Source organism: Kitasatospora sp. NPDC093102 (assembly GCF_040683915.1).
Taxonomy (GTDB): domain Bacteria; phylum Actinomycetota; class Actinomycetes; order Streptomycetales; family Streptomycetaceae; genus Kitasatospora.
This window is the reverse complement of record NZ_JBFBFA010000002.1, coordinates 344,570-359,853: the sequence shown is the minus strand read 5'-3', so window position 1 is coordinate 359,853 and position 15,284 is coordinate 344,570. Positions and strand designations below refer to the sequence as shown.

At 74.5% G+C, this 15,284-nt stretch carries 14 protein-coding genes; 7 read left to right on the top strand and 7 right to left on the bottom strand.

Annotation, left to right across the window (positions count from 1 at the left end; all coding sequences use genetic code 11):
- Positions 1 to 197: 197 nt before the first annotated feature.
- From AB0O11_RS04975 to AB0O11_RS04960, 4 genes are all read left to right on the top strand, one after another.
- Complete coding sequence (locus AB0O11_RS04975) at positions 198 to 740, top strand: carbonic anhydrase (protein WP_363381751.1); 543 nt, start codon at positions 198 to 200, stop codon at positions 738 to 740.
- 416 nt (positions 741 to 1,156) lie between these two features.
- A complete protein-coding gene (locus AB0O11_RS04970; RefSeq protein ID WP_363382024.1) occupies positions 1,157 to 2,080 on the top strand; it encodes a MoxR family ATPase in 924 nt (307 codons plus the stop codon).
- 1 nt (position 2,081) lies between these two features.
- The gene (locus tag AB0O11_RS04965) at positions 2,082 to 3,404 is read left to right on the top strand and encodes a DUF58 domain-containing protein (RefSeq protein ID WP_363381750.1); all 1,323 of its coding nucleotides are present in this window, start codon (positions 2,082 to 2,084) and stop codon (positions 3,402 to 3,404) included.
- A complete protein-coding gene (locus AB0O11_RS04960; protein ID WP_363381747.1) occupies positions 3,401 to 5,830 on the top strand; it encodes a DUF3488 and transglutaminase-like domain-containing protein in 2,430 nt (809 codons plus the stop codon). The genes AB0O11_RS04965 and AB0O11_RS04960 overlap by 4 nt, the downstream gene beginning before the upstream one ends.
- 84 nt (positions 5,831 to 5,914) lie before the next feature.
- Here AB0O11_RS04960 and AB0O11_RS04955 read toward each other — a convergent pair whose 3' ends face one another.
- The 3 genes from AB0O11_RS04955 to AB0O11_RS04945 all read right to left on the bottom strand — a co-directional run bounded on the left by AB0O11_RS04955 (position 5,915) and on the right by AB0O11_RS04945 (position 8,165).
- A complete protein-coding gene (locus tag AB0O11_RS04955) occupies positions 5,915 to 6,304 on the bottom strand; it encodes a DUF3040 domain-containing protein (RefSeq protein ID WP_363381746.1) in 390 nt (129 codons plus the stop codon).
- Between the two features lie 484 nt (positions 6,305 to 6,788).
- Positions 6,789 to 7,541: a methyltransferase domain-containing protein gene (locus AB0O11_RS04950; protein WP_363381744.1), complete on the bottom strand. Its 753-nt coding sequence runs from the start codon at positions 7,539 to 7,541 to the stop codon at positions 6,789 to 6,791.
- Positions 7,542 to 7,586: 45 nt separating this feature from the next.
- Positions 7,587 to 8,165 carry an SAV_6107 family HEPN domain-containing protein gene (locus tag AB0O11_RS04945; RefSeq protein WP_363381743.1) on the bottom strand — a complete coding sequence of 193 codons (579 nt, stop codon included), beginning with the start codon at positions 8,163 to 8,165 and terminating at the stop codon, positions 7,587 to 7,589.
- Positions 8,166 to 8,743: 578 nt separating this feature from the next.
- Between AB0O11_RS04945 and AB0O11_RS04940 the strand changes: the two genes are divergently transcribed.
- Together AB0O11_RS04940 and AB0O11_RS04935 are read left to right on the top strand one after the other, a co-directional pair.
- Positions 8,744 to 9,355 (top strand): DUF4126 domain-containing protein, encoded by a 612-nt coding sequence (locus AB0O11_RS04940; protein WP_363381741.1) that lies wholly within the window; start codon positions 8,744 to 8,746, stop codon positions 9,353 to 9,355.
- 11 nt (positions 9,356 to 9,366) lie between these two features.
- Entirely contained in the window at positions 9,367 to 10,884 is a 1,518-nt protein-coding gene (locus tag AB0O11_RS04935; protein ID WP_363381739.1) for an FAD-dependent oxidoreductase, read from the top strand.
- 29 nt (positions 10,885 to 10,913) lie between these two features.
- Here the strand turns inward: AB0O11_RS04935 and AB0O11_RS04930 are convergent, their stop codons facing one another.
- Both AB0O11_RS04930 and metF read right to left on the bottom strand, forming a co-directional pair.
- Complete coding sequence (locus tag AB0O11_RS04930) at positions 10,914 to 11,774, bottom strand: hypothetical protein (RefSeq protein WP_363381737.1); 861 nt, start codon at positions 11,772 to 11,774, stop codon at positions 10,914 to 10,916.
- A gap of 205 nt (positions 11,775 to 11,979) precedes the next feature.
- Positions 11,980 to 12,894 (bottom strand): methylenetetrahydrofolate reductase [NAD(P)H], encoded by a 915-nt coding sequence (gene metF, locus AB0O11_RS04925; protein ID WP_363381735.1) that lies wholly within the window; start codon positions 12,892 to 12,894, stop codon positions 11,980 to 11,982.
- 194 nt (positions 12,895 to 13,088) lie between these two features.
- On the opposite strand from metF, the gene AB0O11_RS04920 reads away from it, so the two are divergent.
- The gene (locus AB0O11_RS04920; RefSeq protein WP_363381734.1) at positions 13,089 to 14,204 is read left to right on the top strand and encodes a polyprenyl synthetase family protein; all 1,116 of its coding nucleotides are present in this window, start codon (positions 13,089 to 13,091) and stop codon (positions 14,202 to 14,204) included.
- Between the two features lie 43 nt (positions 14,205 to 14,247).
- On the opposite strand, the gene thiE is transcribed toward AB0O11_RS04920, so the two are convergent.
- Together thiE and AB0O11_RS04910 are read right to left on the bottom strand one after the other, a co-directional pair.
- A complete protein-coding gene (gene thiE / locus AB0O11_RS04915; RefSeq protein ID WP_363381732.1) occupies positions 14,248 to 14,895 on the bottom strand; it encodes a thiamine phosphate synthase in 648 nt (215 codons plus the stop codon).
- Entirely contained in the window at positions 14,895 to 15,260 is a 366-nt protein-coding gene (locus AB0O11_RS04910) for an Rv2175c family DNA-binding protein (protein WP_363381730.1), read from the bottom strand. Before AB0O11_RS04910 ends, thiE begins: the two co-directional genes overlap by 1 nt.
- Positions 15,261 to 15,284: the final 24 nt, after the last annotated feature.

Here is a 15,284-nt window from a genome sequence, read left to right as displayed (position 1 = left end):
CGTCGGGGCGGCCCATCGACGGTACGGATCGGGGGCCTTCGGCGGCGGCCGCGCGCCCCCTCCCCACCACGCGTGCGGGCCACTCCGGGACCAGCCCGGACAAACCTTCCCGTTGTGGCTATGCACTCGATCACAGCGCCCTGTTCTGTAGCTCCTCGCCCCACCGCGCGGGCCCGATCGGCACTAACGTCGCCACCATGACAGTGACACCCGACCGGCCCTCGCCGAACGCCGCTGCCGACCCTGCCAGACCCACCGTCATCGACCGCTTCGTCACGGCCAACCGCACCTACGCGGTGACCTTCCGGGACGGCGGCATGGACGCCCGCCCGGTGCAGAAGATCGCCGTGGTGGCCTGTATGGACGCCCGCCTGGACCTGTTCGCCGCGCTCGGCCTCGAACTCGGCGACGCGCACGTCATCCGCAACGCCGGCGGCGTCGTCACCGACGACACCATCCGGTCCCTGACCATCAGCCAGCGCGCCCTCGGCACCCGCTCGATCGCGCTGATCCACCACACCGGCTGCGGCCTGCTCGGGCTCACCGAGGACTTCCGCCGCGAGCTGGAGCTGGAGGTCGGCCAGCGCCCGCAGTGGGCGGTGGAGGCCTTCGTCGACCTGGACGGCGATGTCCGCCAGTCCATGCAGCGCGTCCGCACCTCTCCGTTCCTGCTGCACACCGACGACGTCCGCGGCTTCGTCTTCGACGTCCACACCGGGCTGCTGCGCGAGATCGACTGAGCGACCGGCCCGGCCCCGCCGAGCCGTCGGATCCCGAGTGCCCGGAGGCGAGCCGGCACGTCCCGGCCGTCCGGGCATTCGGGCACCGCCTCATGGTGACTTCCGGCCATCGCACAGGGGAGAATGCGCCTGCCGGTCGGACCCCGAACCACCTGGGGCGGCCAGGCCGCGGGCCGCCTTCCCGGCGCCGGATCCTCCTTCGGAACCGCCCCCGGGACGGCCGCGTCAAGCATGGGGTGGGGCCCGGCCTCGGGACGGGGCGGGCACAGGGTGCCAGGGAGCGTAAACGGGTGACGAGCTACAACGATCAGGCCGGACTCGGCAGTCCTGCGGGGGGCGAGCAGCAGAGGGCGAACGGGTACCGGCAGGTCGGGCTCCCCGAGCTCGCCGCAGTCGTCGACCGCGTCCGCGCCAACATCGAGAGCGTGATCGAGGGCAAGCCGGAGGCCGTCCGGATCGCCCTGACCGTCCTGCTCGCCGAGGGCCACCTGCTGCTGGAGGACGTGCCCGGCGTCGGCAAGACCATGCTGGCCAAGGCGCTCGCGCGCTCGCTCGACTGCACCGTGCGCCGCATCCAGTTCACGCCCGACCTGCTGCCCTCGGACGTCACCGGCACCAACATCTACGACCAGCAGCGGCACGACTTCGAGTTCCGCCCGGGCGCGATCTTCGCCCAGATCGTGGTCGGCGACGAGATCAACCGCGCCTCGCCCAAGACCCAGTCCGCGCTGCTGGAGTCCATGGAGGAGCGCCAGGTCACCATCGACGGCACCAGCTACGAGCTGCCCTCGCCGTTCATGGTCGTGGCCACCCAGAACCCGGTCGAGATGGAGGGCACCTACGCGCTGCCGGAGGCCCAGCGCGACCGCTTCATGGCCCGGATCTCGATCGGCTACCCCAGCCCCGAGGCCGAGCTCGCGATGCTGGACGTGCACGCCGGCGCCAACCCCCTGGAGGACCTCCAGCCGGTCGCGCACGCCTCCGACATCCTCAAGCTGATCGACCTGGTCCGCGGTGTGCACATCGCCGACCCGGTCCGCCGCTACGCCGTCGACCTGGTCGGCGCCACCCGCACCACCCCCGAGCTGCGCCTGGGCGCCTCGCCGCGCGCGACCCTGCACCTGGTCCGGGCCGCCCGCGCCGCCGCCGCGCTGGACGGGCGCGACTACGTCACCCCGGACGACATCCAGCGCCTCGCCGTCCCGGTCCTGGCGCACCGTCTGATGCCGACCGCCGAGAGCCAGCTCAGCCGCCGCACCTCCGAGCAGATCGTGGCCGACCTGGTCGCCCGGCTGCCGCTGCCGCGCCCGCAGGGCGGCCCGGCCGTCCGGAGGGGCTGAGGTGACCCAGTCCGACTCCGCATCAGGACTGCGGGCCGGGTTCCGCGGTCTCACCACCCGGGGGCGCTCCTTCCTCGCCGCCGGGGTCACCGCGGTGGTCTGTTCCTACCTGCTCGACCAGGACGCCCTGCGGCGCGTCGGCGTCCTGCTCGCCGCGCTGCCGCTGGTCGCCGTCGTGGTGGTCGCCAACACCCGCTACCGGGTGGCCAGCGGACGCCGGCTCAGCCCGCGCCGGGCGATCGCCGGCCAGGAGGCCCGGGTCCACCTGCGGGTCGACAACGTCTCCCGGGTGCCCACCGGGGTGCTGCTGCTGGAGGACAAGGTCCCGTACGTGCTCGGGCCGCGCCCGCGGTTCGTGCTGGACCGGGTCGAGCCGCGCGGCCACCGCGAGGTCTCCTACCGGGTCCGCTCCGACCTGCGCGGCCGCTACCCGCTCGGGCCGCTCCAGCTGCGGCTGTCCGACCCGTTCGGGATGTGCGAGGTGACCCGCGCCTTCACGGCCTCCGACGTCCTCACCGTCGTCCCCCAGGTCCAGGCGCTGCCCTCCGTACGGCTCAGCGGCGAGTGGATCGGCCAGGGCGAGAGCCACAGCCACACCCTGGCGCTGGCCGGCGACGACGACGTGATCCTGCGCGAGTACCGCCCCGGCGACGACCTGCGCCGGGTGCACTGGCGCTCCACCGCCCGGTACGGCGAGCTGATGATGCGCCGCGAGGAGCAGCCGCAGCAGGCCCGGGCCACCATCGTGCTGGACACCCGGGAGATCGCCCACCGGGGCAGCGGCCCCGCCTCCTCCTTCGAGTGGGCGGTCAGCTGCGCCGCCTCCGTCGCCGTGCACCTGCTGGAGCGCGGCTACCGGACCCGGATGCTCACCGACACCGGGCAGTCCGTACCCGGGCCGGGCGCGGGCGGCAACCAGAGCAGCGCCGAGACCTCCGGACTGATCCTGGACGCCCTCGCCGTCGCCGACCTGTCCGACGGAGGCACCCTCTCCCGGGCCGAGGACCCGCTGCGCACCGGCGGCGAGGGCCTGCTGGTCGCCGTCCTCGGCGAGCTGGACGACACCCAGGCCACCCGGCTGGGCCGGCTGCGCAGCCGCACCGGCGGGGCGATCGCCTTCCTGCTGGACACCGGCACCTGGGCCGGCCTGCGGATGCTCGCCCCGGACACCGGCGGCGACGAGTTCCAGGCCCGGGTCCGGCAGCTGCGCGAGGCCGGCTGGACGGTGATCCCGGTGCGCGCCGGGGACTCCGTACCGGACCTGTGGCGGGCCGCCGACGGCAGCAGGACGACCGCCCCCTACCGAGAAGAGGCCGGCGCGTGACCACCCGGGCCAAACTGACCGTGTACTCGGCGCTGGCCACCGCCCTGGCCTCGCTGTGCCTGACGCCGCTGCTCACCACCAGCGGCTGGCTCACCCACGCCCTCCTGGTGATCGCCGTGATCGCCGCGGTCGGCGCGGGCCTGCGCCGCTTCCCGCTGTACCGCTGGACGGTGCCGGTCGGGCAGCTGCTGGTGCTGCTCCTGCTGATGCTGCTCGGCTTCGCCGGCGCCGGAGGGGTGCTGCCCGGGCCGTCCACGATGCGGGCCCTGGACCAGGTCTTCTCCTCCGGTCTGGACGACATACAGCAGTACGCCATCCCGGCTCCGCCCACCGCCGGGCTGCGGCTGATCCTGGTCTCGGCGGTCGGTCTGATCGCCGTCGCGGTGGACACCGTCGCGGTGACCTACCGGCGCTCGGCGCTGGCCGGGCTGCCGCTGCTGGCGCTGTACTCGGTCGGCAACGGCCTGGCCGAGGAGCACAGCAGCTGGGTCTGGTTCGCCGTCGCCGCGGCCGGCTACCTGCTGCTGCTGTTCGCCGAGGGCCAGGACCGGGTCTCCCGCTGGGGCCGCGTGTTCTACGGCGGCGCCCGCGGCTCCGTGGAGTCCGGCCGGGTCAGCCCGGGCGGGCGGCAGGTCGGCGTGCTGGCCCTGGCGGTGGCACTGCTGCTGCCGGTGGCCCTGCCGCACTGGAGCTTCGGGCTGCTGCACTCCGGCTCCGGCGGATCGAACGGCAAGGGCACCGGCGGGAGTCTGTCGACCAGTCTCGACCCGCTGGTCAGCCTGGAGGCCGCGATCTCCAAGCCCACCGACGCGGAGCTGCTGACCTACACCCTGGACAGTCCGCTGGCCGACCAGATCTACCTGCGGACCGGCGCGCTCGACCAGTTCGACGGCACCAACTGGAAGCTCGGCAGCACCACGGTCAACGACCTCCCGGCGACGCTGCCCTCGCCCGAGGGCCTGCGCAACGCCCAGGTCCCCCGGATCGAGGGCGACTTCCAGATCAGCGACCGGCTGGAGGGCAGCTGGCTGCCGATGCCCTACCCGGCCGCGTCCGTCCAGGTCCCCAACCGCGGCGACTGGAAGCTCGACCCGCTGACCCGCACCGTCCTGCCGGCCAACGACAAGGCGATCCGCGGCCTGCGCTACCACGTCAGCTCCCTGGACCTGCGGCCCACCGCCACCGAGCTGCGCCTCGCGGCCGCCTCGCCGCAGGACATCAGGGACCACTACACCTCCGTACCGTCCGACCTGCCGTCGGTGGTCGCCGAACAGGCCAAGGCCGTCACCGCCGGCGCGCAGAACGACTACGACCGGGCGACGGCGCTGGTCAACTGGTTCACCGGCCCGGGTTTCAAGTACGACACCACGGTCAACGGCGGCACCGGCAGCAACGCCATCGCCGTCTTCCTGCGCGACCGCCGTGGCTTCTGCGTGCACTTCGCCTCCACCATGGCGGCGATGGCCCGGGTGCTGAAGATCCCGGCCCGGGTGGCCGTGGGCTTCACCCCCGGCGACAGCAAGGGCGGCGACGTCTACTCGGTGACCGGCCGGATGTACCACGCCTGGCCCGAGCTGTACTTCGCGGGCTACGGCTGGCTGCGTTTCGAGCCGACCCCGAGCCGCGGCGTCCCGACCCGCTACACCGAGGCGTCCAGCGCACCGACCACCGCGCCGACCCAGCAGGCCACCGCCGCCCCGCAGACCGCCCCGGCCGCCCCGGCGCCGACCTCCGACTCGGACTGCACCGCCAAGCAGCGCCAGCTGGGCGAGTGCGGCACCGACGGCAAGGCCGTCACCAAGGCCGCCGGCGAGTCCTGGCTGCTCTCCGGCCAGGTGCTCGGCACCCTGGCCGCGGTGCTCGCGCTGATCGCACTGCTGCTCGCCCCGATGGTCTGGCGCGCCACCGTGCGCCGCCGCCGGCTGGGCGGCGGCGGCCGGCGCGGGCCCGGCGGGAGCGGACCGGCGGAGCTGACCGACGCCCAGGTGCTGGCCGCCTGGGACGAGCTGATCGACTCCGCCTGGGACCTCGGAATTCCCCCGGACGAGTCACGCACCCCGCGTTCGGCGGCCCGCCGGATCACCGAGAAGGCTCAACTGGACGCCGACTCGGCAGCCGCCACCGGCCGGCTGGCGCTGGCCGCCGAGCGGGTGCTCTACGCCCCGCCCGGGCAGCTCACCGCGGAGCCGCTGGCCGCCGACGTCCACACCGTCCGGCGCGGGCTGCAGGCGCACGCCGGCCGGGCCGGACGGACCAGGGCGCTGCTGCTGCCACCGTCCTCGGCCCAGCTGTGGTGGCGGATCTCCGACACGGTGCGGGCGGCCCGGACGGCGGTCGGCACCGGGCTCGGCCGGGCGGTCGAGACGGTCTCCGCGCCGGTGCGGCGGATCCTCGGCCGGCGCAAGCGGTCCACACCGGGATCCTGACCCGGAATCCTGATCCGGACACGAAGCCGGGGCGGGCAGTCGATCGACTGCCCGCCCCGGCTTCGTACGTATCGGCCGAGCTGCTCAGAAGCCGCCGGTCTGCTCGTCCCGGCGGCGCTGCCAGCGCTGCTCCACCCGGTCCATCATCCCGGCCTTGCGGCGCGGGGCCGCGGCCGGGCGGGCCCCGGCGCTCTGGGCCGCGGGGCCGCGGCGCCAGCCGGTCACGGCGAACACCGCACACCCGAGCATCACCAGGAAGCCCACGACGCTGACCCAGATCTGGTCCGGCACGACCATGCCGCCCATCAGCAGGCCGATGCCCACCACGAAGCCGGCGACGGCCAGGTAGACCCGCCGACGGGTGTGGGTGCGCAGCCCGGTTCCCTCGAGCGCCGACGCGAATTTGGGATCTTCGGCATACAGCGCTCGCTCCATCTGGTCGAGCAGTCGCTGCTCGTGCTCCGAGAGCGGCACGGAGTCCTCCTACTCGTCGGTCGCGGGTGCGACCGGTCCGCCCACCCCGGTCGGGGAGGCAAGTCCAATCAGCCTTGGGGCACACGGTCGGGTCGGACGCCCGTGCGGGGGACCCGGCCCGTGTCGTCCATATGCCCCACGCGTCCGGCTGTCATGCTTCCGGCTTTACCCAGATCATACGGTCCGTGCGCCCGTTACGGGGTGGTCTGCCCCGCGTGGGACGGGCCACTTCGAGCGGGGACGGCCGCATCCGTGTCAACGCGCCACGCCCCGGACAAGTGCCCGATCGGATGGAATCGTCCCGGACCTGGGCAGGTTTGCCGCCGGCCGGCGTGGCACGGCCCGGAACGGCCCGGGCACGGACGGGCGAACCGCCGGGGAACGGGCCGGCCTCCGGAGCGCGAACCGGCGCCGTACGGTGTGCGAAAAAACCGTACGACGGCGGAAGAGTTCGTGAAGGGGCGCGCGGGGCGGGAGGTGCGCCTCAGGCCAGGGTGGCCAGCAGGTGCAGCTGGGTCGCCACGGCGTGGAACTCGGGCTGCGCGGCGGCGGCCTCCTCCAGCTTCAGCAGCGCCTCCAGCGCGCCCGGCTCGGTGTCCACCAGCACGCCGGGGACGAGGTCGGCGAAGACCCGCACGCCGTGCACCGACTCCACCCGCAGGCCCGCGGCCTCGGCCAGCCGGCCCAGCTCCTCCCCGGTGAAGCGGCGCGGCATCGGGTCCTGCTCGCCCCAGCGGCCGTCGGCGGCGGAGAGCACGGTGCGGGCCTCGTTGAAGTGGCCGGCCAGCGCGCGGGCCAGTACGGCGCCGTTGCGGTTGGCCGCCAGCAGGCTGACCAGGCCGCCCTTGCGCAGGATGCCGGCCAGGCTGCCGAGCGCCTCGGCCGGGTCGTCCACGACCTCCAGCACGCCGTGGCAGAGCACCGCGTCCACGCTGCCGGGGGTGACGAGCTCGGGCAGGGTCTGGGTGTCGCCCTGGACGGCCCGCACCAAGTCCGTCACGCCGGCCTCGGCGGCCCGGCGCTCCAGGGCGAACAGGGCGTCCGGGCTCGGGTCGACCACCGTGACGCGGTGGCCGAGCTTGGCGACCGGCACGGCGAAGTTCCCGGTGCCGCCGCCGGTGTCGACCACGTCGAGCACCGGCTGGTCCAGCTCGGCCGCCCGCTTCTCCAGGGCCGTCCGGACCACCTCCCACACCACGGCGGTACGCAGGGCGCTGCGGGGACGCGTCGGGTACAAGGCGGGGCTCCTTGGCACGTGCAGTTCGATCAGGATGCCTCCACCTTAGACCGGCCCGGCGGGGAGCCCGCTCACGCCCGGCGGCTCGTCGCCGTCCAGCGGCAGCCGGGGCGGGGGCGGGGCGGCGTGCAGGCCGAGCAGCCGCTCGACCAGGCGCAGGAACAGGGCGGAGTTGCGGATCAGGTCGTCGGCGTCCCGGGCCGAGGCGGCACCCTTGATCCCGGCCTCGGCGGCGGCCCGGCGGCGGGCGCCGGCCCCGTAGTAGACCGCCCACTCGGCGAGCTCCGGCGCCACCTCGGGCAGCACCTCCCAGGCGCTGCGGATGGCCTTGCGGCGGCGCGGGCTCTTCTCCGGGCGGCCGCGCACCGCCAGGACGGCCGCCACCGTGCGCAGCGCGGCCAGGTGGGCGGTGGCGTAGCGCTCCAGCGGATCCTCCAGGGCGCGGGCCCGGGCGAGGGTGCGGTGGGCGTCGGCGAGCAGGTCGAGGCCGGCCGGCGGCGCGGCGACCCGGCGCAGCACGGGGTGGACGTCCGCTGCGGCGGAACGGACGGACGGACCCGGGAGGTGAGGAAGGGCGGCGGAGTGGAGGCGGGCGGTGACGGGCTCCCGATGGCTGACGGTCATGGACTCCCCCGTTCCGAGGCAGCGCGCGGACCGGGTGGTCCGTGCCCTTCCATCGTGAACGGCACCACTGACAATCCGGCAATCCGGCCGCGCCGGCCGCGACCCGGAGAGGGGCCGGGAAAAGGCGTAGCGGCGGCGGCGCGGTCCTCCCCCGGTCCGTGCCGCCGCCGTGCCGTCGCTCCGCCCGTTCCCCACGGCCGGCGGTGGCGCACTCCCCCCGTGGCCGGTCTCCCCCCGCCCCGCTCCGCCGCCCCGTGCCGGCGGTGCGGGGACCATGACCAGCCCCGTGGCGGACCGTCCGCCGTCTCCCCGGTGTTCACGGCCGGGAGACGGACGGATCCGCCGCCCGGGCGGGCCCGGCGCCCGACGCGCCGCCCTCCCGGGTGCCACCACTCTCCCGTCTTCGCAGGTCGGCGGCCATCCGCTGACGTACTCAACCGTGGATCTGAGTATCCGTACTCAGTCCGTCGGCCGCCGGAACCGCGACGTGCGTCCGCGGCGTCCCGGGTGCCGGTACGGTACGGCGGGCCGGGCGGAGCCGGCCCCCGAGGGGACGCGACGACGAGGAGGGGGACGAGATGACGGTCCTGCCGCTGATCTTCACCAGCGGACTGGCCAGCGGCATCAACGCCTACGCGGTGGTGCTGCTGCTCGGCCTGCTGGGCAGGTTCGCCGGCGCGGACTCGGTGCCGCAGGCGCTGGAGCGCACGGACGTGCTGATCGTGGCCGGCCTGCTGTTCGCGCTGGAGGCGGTGGCCGACAAGATCCCGTACGTGGACAGCGTCTGGGACGTCGTGCACACGGTGATCCGGCCGATCGCCGGTGCCACCGTCGGCGTGCTGATCGCGAGCAACGACCCCGGCTCGCTCAGCGAGGTCGCGGCCGGCGCGATGGGCGGCGCTTCGGCGCTGGTCAGCCACCTGGTGAAGGCCTCGCTGCGGATGGCCGTCAACACCTCCCCCGAGCCGGCCAGCAACATCGTGGTGAGCATGGCGGAGGACCTCTCGGTGGCCGGCCTGATCACCCTGGCGATCTTCCACCCCTGGCCGGCCGCCACGGTCGCCGCCGTGGTGCTGGCCGTCGGCCTGCTGCTGGTCTGGCTGGCGATCAGCCGGATCCGTGCCTTCCGGGCCCGCCGCCGCGAACGCAGGACCGCCCGGGCCGCGGGCAGCGCGCAGGCCTCGTCCTAGGATCAGGTGCCATGGCACGGATCGTCATCATCGGCGCAGGAATGAGCGGGCTCGCGGCGGCCTCCCGGCTGGGGACCCTCGGCCACCGGGTGACGGTCTGCGAGGCGAGCGGCACCTACGGGGGCATGGTCGGGCGGTACGAACGCGACGGCTTCGCCTTCGACACCGGGCCCGGCCTGCTCGCCCTCCCGGCGGTCTACCGCGACCTCGCCCTGAAGACCGGCAAGGAGCCGCTGGAACAGCTGGTCGAGCTGGCCCCGGTCGACCCGGAGAGCCGGCACCTGTTCGCGGACGGCACCGTCGTCACCCTGCCGAACGCCTCCCGCGGCGGCGTCAGCCAGGCGCTGGACGCCGCCTTCGGCGCGGGCTCCGGCGCCCGCTGGGGCGAGGTGATGAACCACGGCCGGACGGTCTGGGAGGCCACCCGCCGCCCGCTGCTGGAGGAGCCGCTCCCGGCCGACCACGGCGTCCTCTCCCCGGCCGACCGGGCTCTGCTGGGCACCGACCCGTACCCCGTCCCGCCGCGCACCGGCCTGGCCCGCCTGCGCCGCCCGCAGCCATGGTCCCTGGAGCACGTGGCCGCGCGCGAGCTCGACGGCCACCCCGGCCTGACCGCCCTGCTGTTCGAGCCGGCCGTCCGGTACGGCTTCACCCCGGCCGGGGCGCCCGCCGGGGCCACCGTGCTGCCGTACATGGAGCAGTCCTTCGGCGTCTGGTACGTCCGGGGCGGCCTGCGGGCCCTCGCGGACGCGGTGTTCCGGCGCTGCGAACTGCGCAGGGTCGAGTTCCGCTTCGACACCCCGGTCACCCGGGTGGTCGTCGAGGGCGGCCGGGCGAGCGGGGTCGAGACGGCGGACGGCCGGATCGACGCGGACCTGGTGATCTCCGCGATGGACACCGACGCCCTCTACCGCCACGGCCTCGCCGAGTGGCCGGGGCTGCCGGTCGACCACTGGGAGCCGCAGGAGGTGCCCGGCCGGTTCAGCGTGCTGCTCGCCCTGCGCGGGCCCCGGCCGGAGGGCACCGCGCACCGCACGGTGGTGCACGCGGCCGATCCGGCCGAGGAGGCGAACGCGCTGACCCTCGCGGTGCCGCCCTGCGAGCGCCCCACCGTCCAGGTGCTGCGCCCGGACGACCCGGCGCTGCGCCCCGACGACGGGCACGAGAGCGTGGTGCTGACCGCGACCGTCCCGGCCCAGGGCGAGTTCGACTGGACCGCCCCGGGCGTCGCCGACCGCTACGCCGACCGGCTGCTCGCCCACGTGGACGCGGCCGGCCTGGGCCTGCGCGAGCGGGTGCTGTGGCGGGTCGTGCGCACCCCGGAGGACACCCGCAGGGAGACCGGTGCCCTCGGCGGGGCGGTCGCCCGCCCGGTCCTGGCCGGCTCCGCGGGCTGCTGGCTGAAGGCCGCCAACGAGTCCCCCGTCCCCGGCCTCTACCTGGTCGGCGGAAACGCCCACCCCGGCGGCGGCCTCGCCCGCGTCGGCATGTCGGCCTGCATCACCGCCGGCCTGATCGGCCCGGCGTAGGCCCCGGCCGGTGGGCCGGCCCGGTCGGGTCAGCCCTGGTGCCAGGTGTTCTGCTGCTGGTAGCCGTGGTTCTGGTCGTACGTCGGCTGCTGCGGGATGCCCTGGGGGTGCTGCTCGAACTGGGGCTGCCACTGCTGCTGGGACTGGGCGTTCGGATCCCAGGCCTGCTGGTGCTGCGGCTGCTGGTAGCCCGCGTACTGGTCCTGCTGCTGGTCCTGCTGCTGCGGGTAGCCGCCGTACGGGTCCTGCTGGTGCTGGGGGTAGCCGCCGTAGGGCTGCTGGTCGTAGGCGAAGGCGGGCTGCTGCTGGGTCTGCCACTGCTGCTGGTCGTAGCCGGCCTGGTAGGCGGCGGCGTACGGGTCCTGCTGGTGCTGCTGGACCTGCGACTGCTGCTCGTAGTACCCGGGCGCGTAGACGCCGTCCTGGGCGAGCTCCTGCATCTCGAAAGCGGCGGTCTGCTCGACCTCCGGCACCTCGTCGGGCACCGGCACGGCGGCCGGGGGCTCCTCGACGGCGCCGACCTCGCCGACCCGCTCCTCGGCGACGGCGACGGCCGCCACCGCGGCGGCGCCGCCGGTGAGGGCGCCGAGCAGCGGCACCTTGGCGAGCGGGCCGGGCAGGCTGCCGTCGGACTTCCGCAGGGACCAGCCGGCCCGGTAGCCGCGCTTGACCGAGAGGGTGACGAAGGTCTGGCCGACCGCGAACAGCACGGCACCGGCCCCGATCACCACGACCGAGCCGAGGCTCATCCCGGCGGCCACGCCCAGGAAGCCGGCCAGGGCCAGGACCCGCCAGTGCAGCGGCGCCCGGTTCTGCAGCAGCACCTCCGCGACCAGCCAGAGCGCCACCACCGCCAACGCGGCGTACAGCAGCAGGTATCCGATGCCCATCCGCCCGCTACCTCCAGTCGCGTACCCGCGCGTGTGCGCCGCGCGTGTGCGGCGACTGTACCGGTTCAACGGCCGGGGTACCGCATCGCGTTCCCACCACTTCGAACACCGGCCGCGCACGACCGAGCCCGCCACCGTCGCCACGGTGACGGGCTCGTGAACACCCGGCGTGGGCGCCGCGCAGACGCGGGCCCGGCCCCGTCCGTCAGCGCTGGTGCAGCCCCAGGTTCTGGTAGATCTCCAGCGTCGCCGTCGAGTGGTTCAGCGTGATGAAGTGCAGACCGGGCGCGCCCTCGGCGAGGAGGCGCTCGGCCATCGCCGTGGCGTGCTCCATGCCGATGGCCCGCAGCGCCGCCGGGTCGTCGATGGCCGCCCGCAGGCGGGCCTCCAGGTCGGCGGGGAAGGCCGAGCCGCTGAGCTGCGGGAAGCGCTCCAGCTGCTTGGCGTTGGTGACCGGCATGATCTCCGGGATGATCGGCGTCTCGCAGCCGGCGGCCGTCACCCGGTCGCGCAGCCGCAGGTAGTCGTCCACCTCGAAGAACATCTGGGTGATCGCGTAGTCGGCCCCGGAGCGGATCTTCGCCACGAAGTGCCGGATGTCCTCGTCCCAGTCGGTCGAGCGCGGGTGCATGTTCGGCGAGGCCGCGACGCCGACGCAGAAGTCGCCGATGCCCTTGATCAGCTCCACCAGCTCGTACGCGTAGGTGACGCCCTCGGGGTGCTTGACCCACTCGCCCATCGGGTCGCCGGGCGGGTCGCCCCGGACCGCGAGGACGTTCCGCACGCCCTGGTCGGCGTACTGGCCGATGATGTTGCGCAGCTCCGCGATCGAGTGGTCCACCGCGGTGAGGTGGGCGACCGGGGTCAGGGTGGTCTCGGTGGCGATCCGGCCGACCATGTTGACGGTGCGCTCGCGCGAGGAGCCGCCGGCACCGTACGTCATGCAGACGAAGTTGGGGTCGAGCGGTTCGAGCCGGCGGATGGCGTCCCAGAGCTTCTGCTCGCCGGCCTCGCTGCGCGGCGGCATGAACTCGAAGGAGAAGGAGCGCTTGCCGGCCGCCAGGAGTTCGCGCACCGTCAGTGCGCGATCCGTTCTCGTGGAAGCGATACCGAGTGCCATGCTGGCAGGTTATCGGGCGTCCGGAGGGACCGGACAGTCGAAGTCCACCAATTGAGACAACTGATGGATGGCGCTCCGGTTCGCCCCGGCCCGGTTGCGCGAAGCCTCCCCGCGCCCCGCCCGGCCGGTCGCACGCCCGTTCCCCGTGGCACCGCTACGCTTGCTGCACCCCAGAGAACCAGCGGAGCCCCATCGTGACCTCGACCAGCACCCGGCCGGCCAACCCCATTGACGCGGAGGACGTCCGCACCCGCGTCAACGCAGCGCTCGCCACGTTCATGGACGGCCAGTCCGTGCTGCTCGCCAAGATCTCGCCCCAGCTGGTGCCCGCCGCCGACGCACTGCGCGACTTCCTGCTGGACGGCGGCAAGCGGCTGCGCCCGGCCTTCTGCTACTGGGGCTGGCGCGGCGCCGGCGGCCCGGCCGGGAGCGCCGGCGGCGACGCGATCGCCAACGCGGCCGCCGCCCTGGAGCTGCTCCAGGCGAGCGCCCTGGTGCACGACGACCTGATGGACCGCAGCGACACCCGCCGCGGTCTGCCCTCGGTCCACCGCCGCTTCGAGGCGCTGCACCGCGACAGCGGCTGGCGCGGCGACCGCGAGCAGTACGGCGCCTCGGCCGCGGTGCTGCTCGGCGACCTGCTGCTGATCTGGTGCGACGAGCTGTTCCTGCGCTGCGGCCTGGAGCCGGCCGCCGTCCTGGCCGCCAAGCCGGTGTTCGACCTGATGCGCACCGAGGTCATGCTCGGCCAGTACCTGGACGTGCTGGAGCCGGTGGCCGGCGACTCGACGGACGAGGGCGCGCTGGAGCGGGCGCAGACCGTGCTGCACTACAAGTCCGCGAAGTACACCATCGAGCGGCCGCTCCAGGTGGGAGCGCTGCTGGCCGGCGCCGGGCCGGAGCTGGTCGAGGCGTACGGGGCGTTCGGGCTGCCGCTGGGCGAGGCCTTCCAGCTGCGCGACGACCTGCTCGGCGTCTTCGGGGACCCGGCCGTCACCGGCAAGCCAGCCGGGGACGACCTGCGCGAGGGCAAGCGCACCCTGCTGGTCGCGCACGCGATGCGTGGCCTGTCGGCCGCCGACGCCCGGTACCTGGACGAGCGGCTCGGCGCCCCGGACCTGGCGGCCCCGGAGGTCGCCGAGCTGCGCGAGCTGGTCGCCCGCAGCGGCGCGCCCGAGCTGGTGGAGCGCCGGATCGAGGAGCTGATGCGGCAGTCGCTGGCCGCGCTGGAGGCGGCGCCGCTCGCCGACGAGCAGGCCCGTGCGGTGCTGCTGGCACTGGCCGAGGCCGCCACCGTCCGCAAGTACTGACGGACGGCGACGGCCTTGAGCCGGGCCCGCGGATCCGGGCCGGTCAGAGCGCGGCGCGCACCCGGCGGGACAGCTCGGCGGCGGCCGCCCGCGGGTCCGCCGCGGCGGTGACGGCCCGCACCACGACGATCCGGCGGGCACCCGCGGCCAGCACCTCGTCCAGGTTGCCGAGGTCGATCCCGCCGATCGCGAACCACGGCCGGTCGGTGGCCTGCTTCGCCGCGTACGAGACCAGGCCGAGGCCCGGGGCCGGGCGGCCCGGCTTGGTCGGGGTCGGCCAGACCGGGCCGGTGCAGAAGTAGTCCACCCCCGGCTCGGCGATCGCCGCGTCCACCTCGGACTCGGCGTGGCAGGAGCGGCCGATCAGCACGTCCTCGCCGAGGATCGCCCGGGCGGCCGGCACCGGCAGGTCGTCCTGGCCGAGGTGCAGCACGTCCGGCCGGGCCGCGTGGGCGACGTCGGCGCGGTCGTTGACGGCCAGCAGCTTGCCGTGCCGGCGACAGGCGTCGGCGAAGACCTCCAGGGCCTCCAGTTCCTGCCTGGCCTCCAGGCCCTTGTCACGCAGCTGGACGATGTCCACCCCGCCCGCCAGCGCCGCGTCCAGGAACTCGGCGAGGTCACCCTGCTCGCGGCGGGCGTCGGTGCACAGGTACAGCCGGGCGTCGGCGAGCCTGGCGCGCAGGTCCGTCATCACAGCGCCATGGCCTGGGCGCGGCGCTTGACCTCGGTCGCCCGGTTCTCCCACAGCGCCTGCACCGGGGTGCCGGGCAGCGACTCGTCCTCCGTGAACATCCATCCGATGATCTCGTCGTCGGAGAAGCCGCTGTCCCGCAGCACGGTCAGCAGGCCGACCAGGTGCTTGACCGGGCCGGTCTCGTCGATGAAGGCGGCCGGCACCTGCAAGGACTTGTTGGGGCCGCGGCGGACCGCGATCAGGTCACCCTTCTTGACCATGTTGCGGACCTCCGTGACCAGCACACCCCACCGCTCGGAGATGTCGGGCAGGTACAGCCACTCGGGGACCAGGGCTTCAGTCTTGGCATCGATCTCACTCACGGCACCAGACTGCCACCTCGACGG

Coding starts and splice junctions, on each gene's coding strand:
- AB0O11_RS04975 (WP_363381751.1), top strand. CDS start 198: ATGACAGTGACACCCGACCGGCCCTCGCCGAACGCCGCTGCCGACCCT.
- AB0O11_RS04945 (WP_363381743.1), bottom strand. CDS start 8,165: ATGACCGTCAGCCATCGGGAGCCCGTCACCGCCCGCCTCCACTCCGCC.
- AB0O11_RS04940 (WP_363381741.1), top strand. CDS start 8,744: ATGACGGTCCTGCCGCTGATCTTCACCAGCGGACTGGCCAGCGGCATC.
- AB0O11_RS04935 (WP_363381739.1), top strand. CDS start 9,367: ATGGCACGGATCGTCATCATCGGCGCAGGAATGAGCGGGCTCGCGGCG.
- AB0O11_RS04930 (WP_363381737.1), bottom strand. CDS start 11,774: ATGGGCATCGGATACCTGCTGCTGTACGCCGCGTTGGCGGTGGTGGCG.
- metF (WP_363381735.1), bottom strand. CDS start 12,894: ATGGCACTCGGTATCGCTTCCACGAGAACGGATCGCGCACTGACGGTG.
- thiE (WP_363381732.1), bottom strand. CDS start 14,895: ATGACGGACCTGCGCGCCAGGCTCGCCGACGCCCGGCTGTACCTGTGC.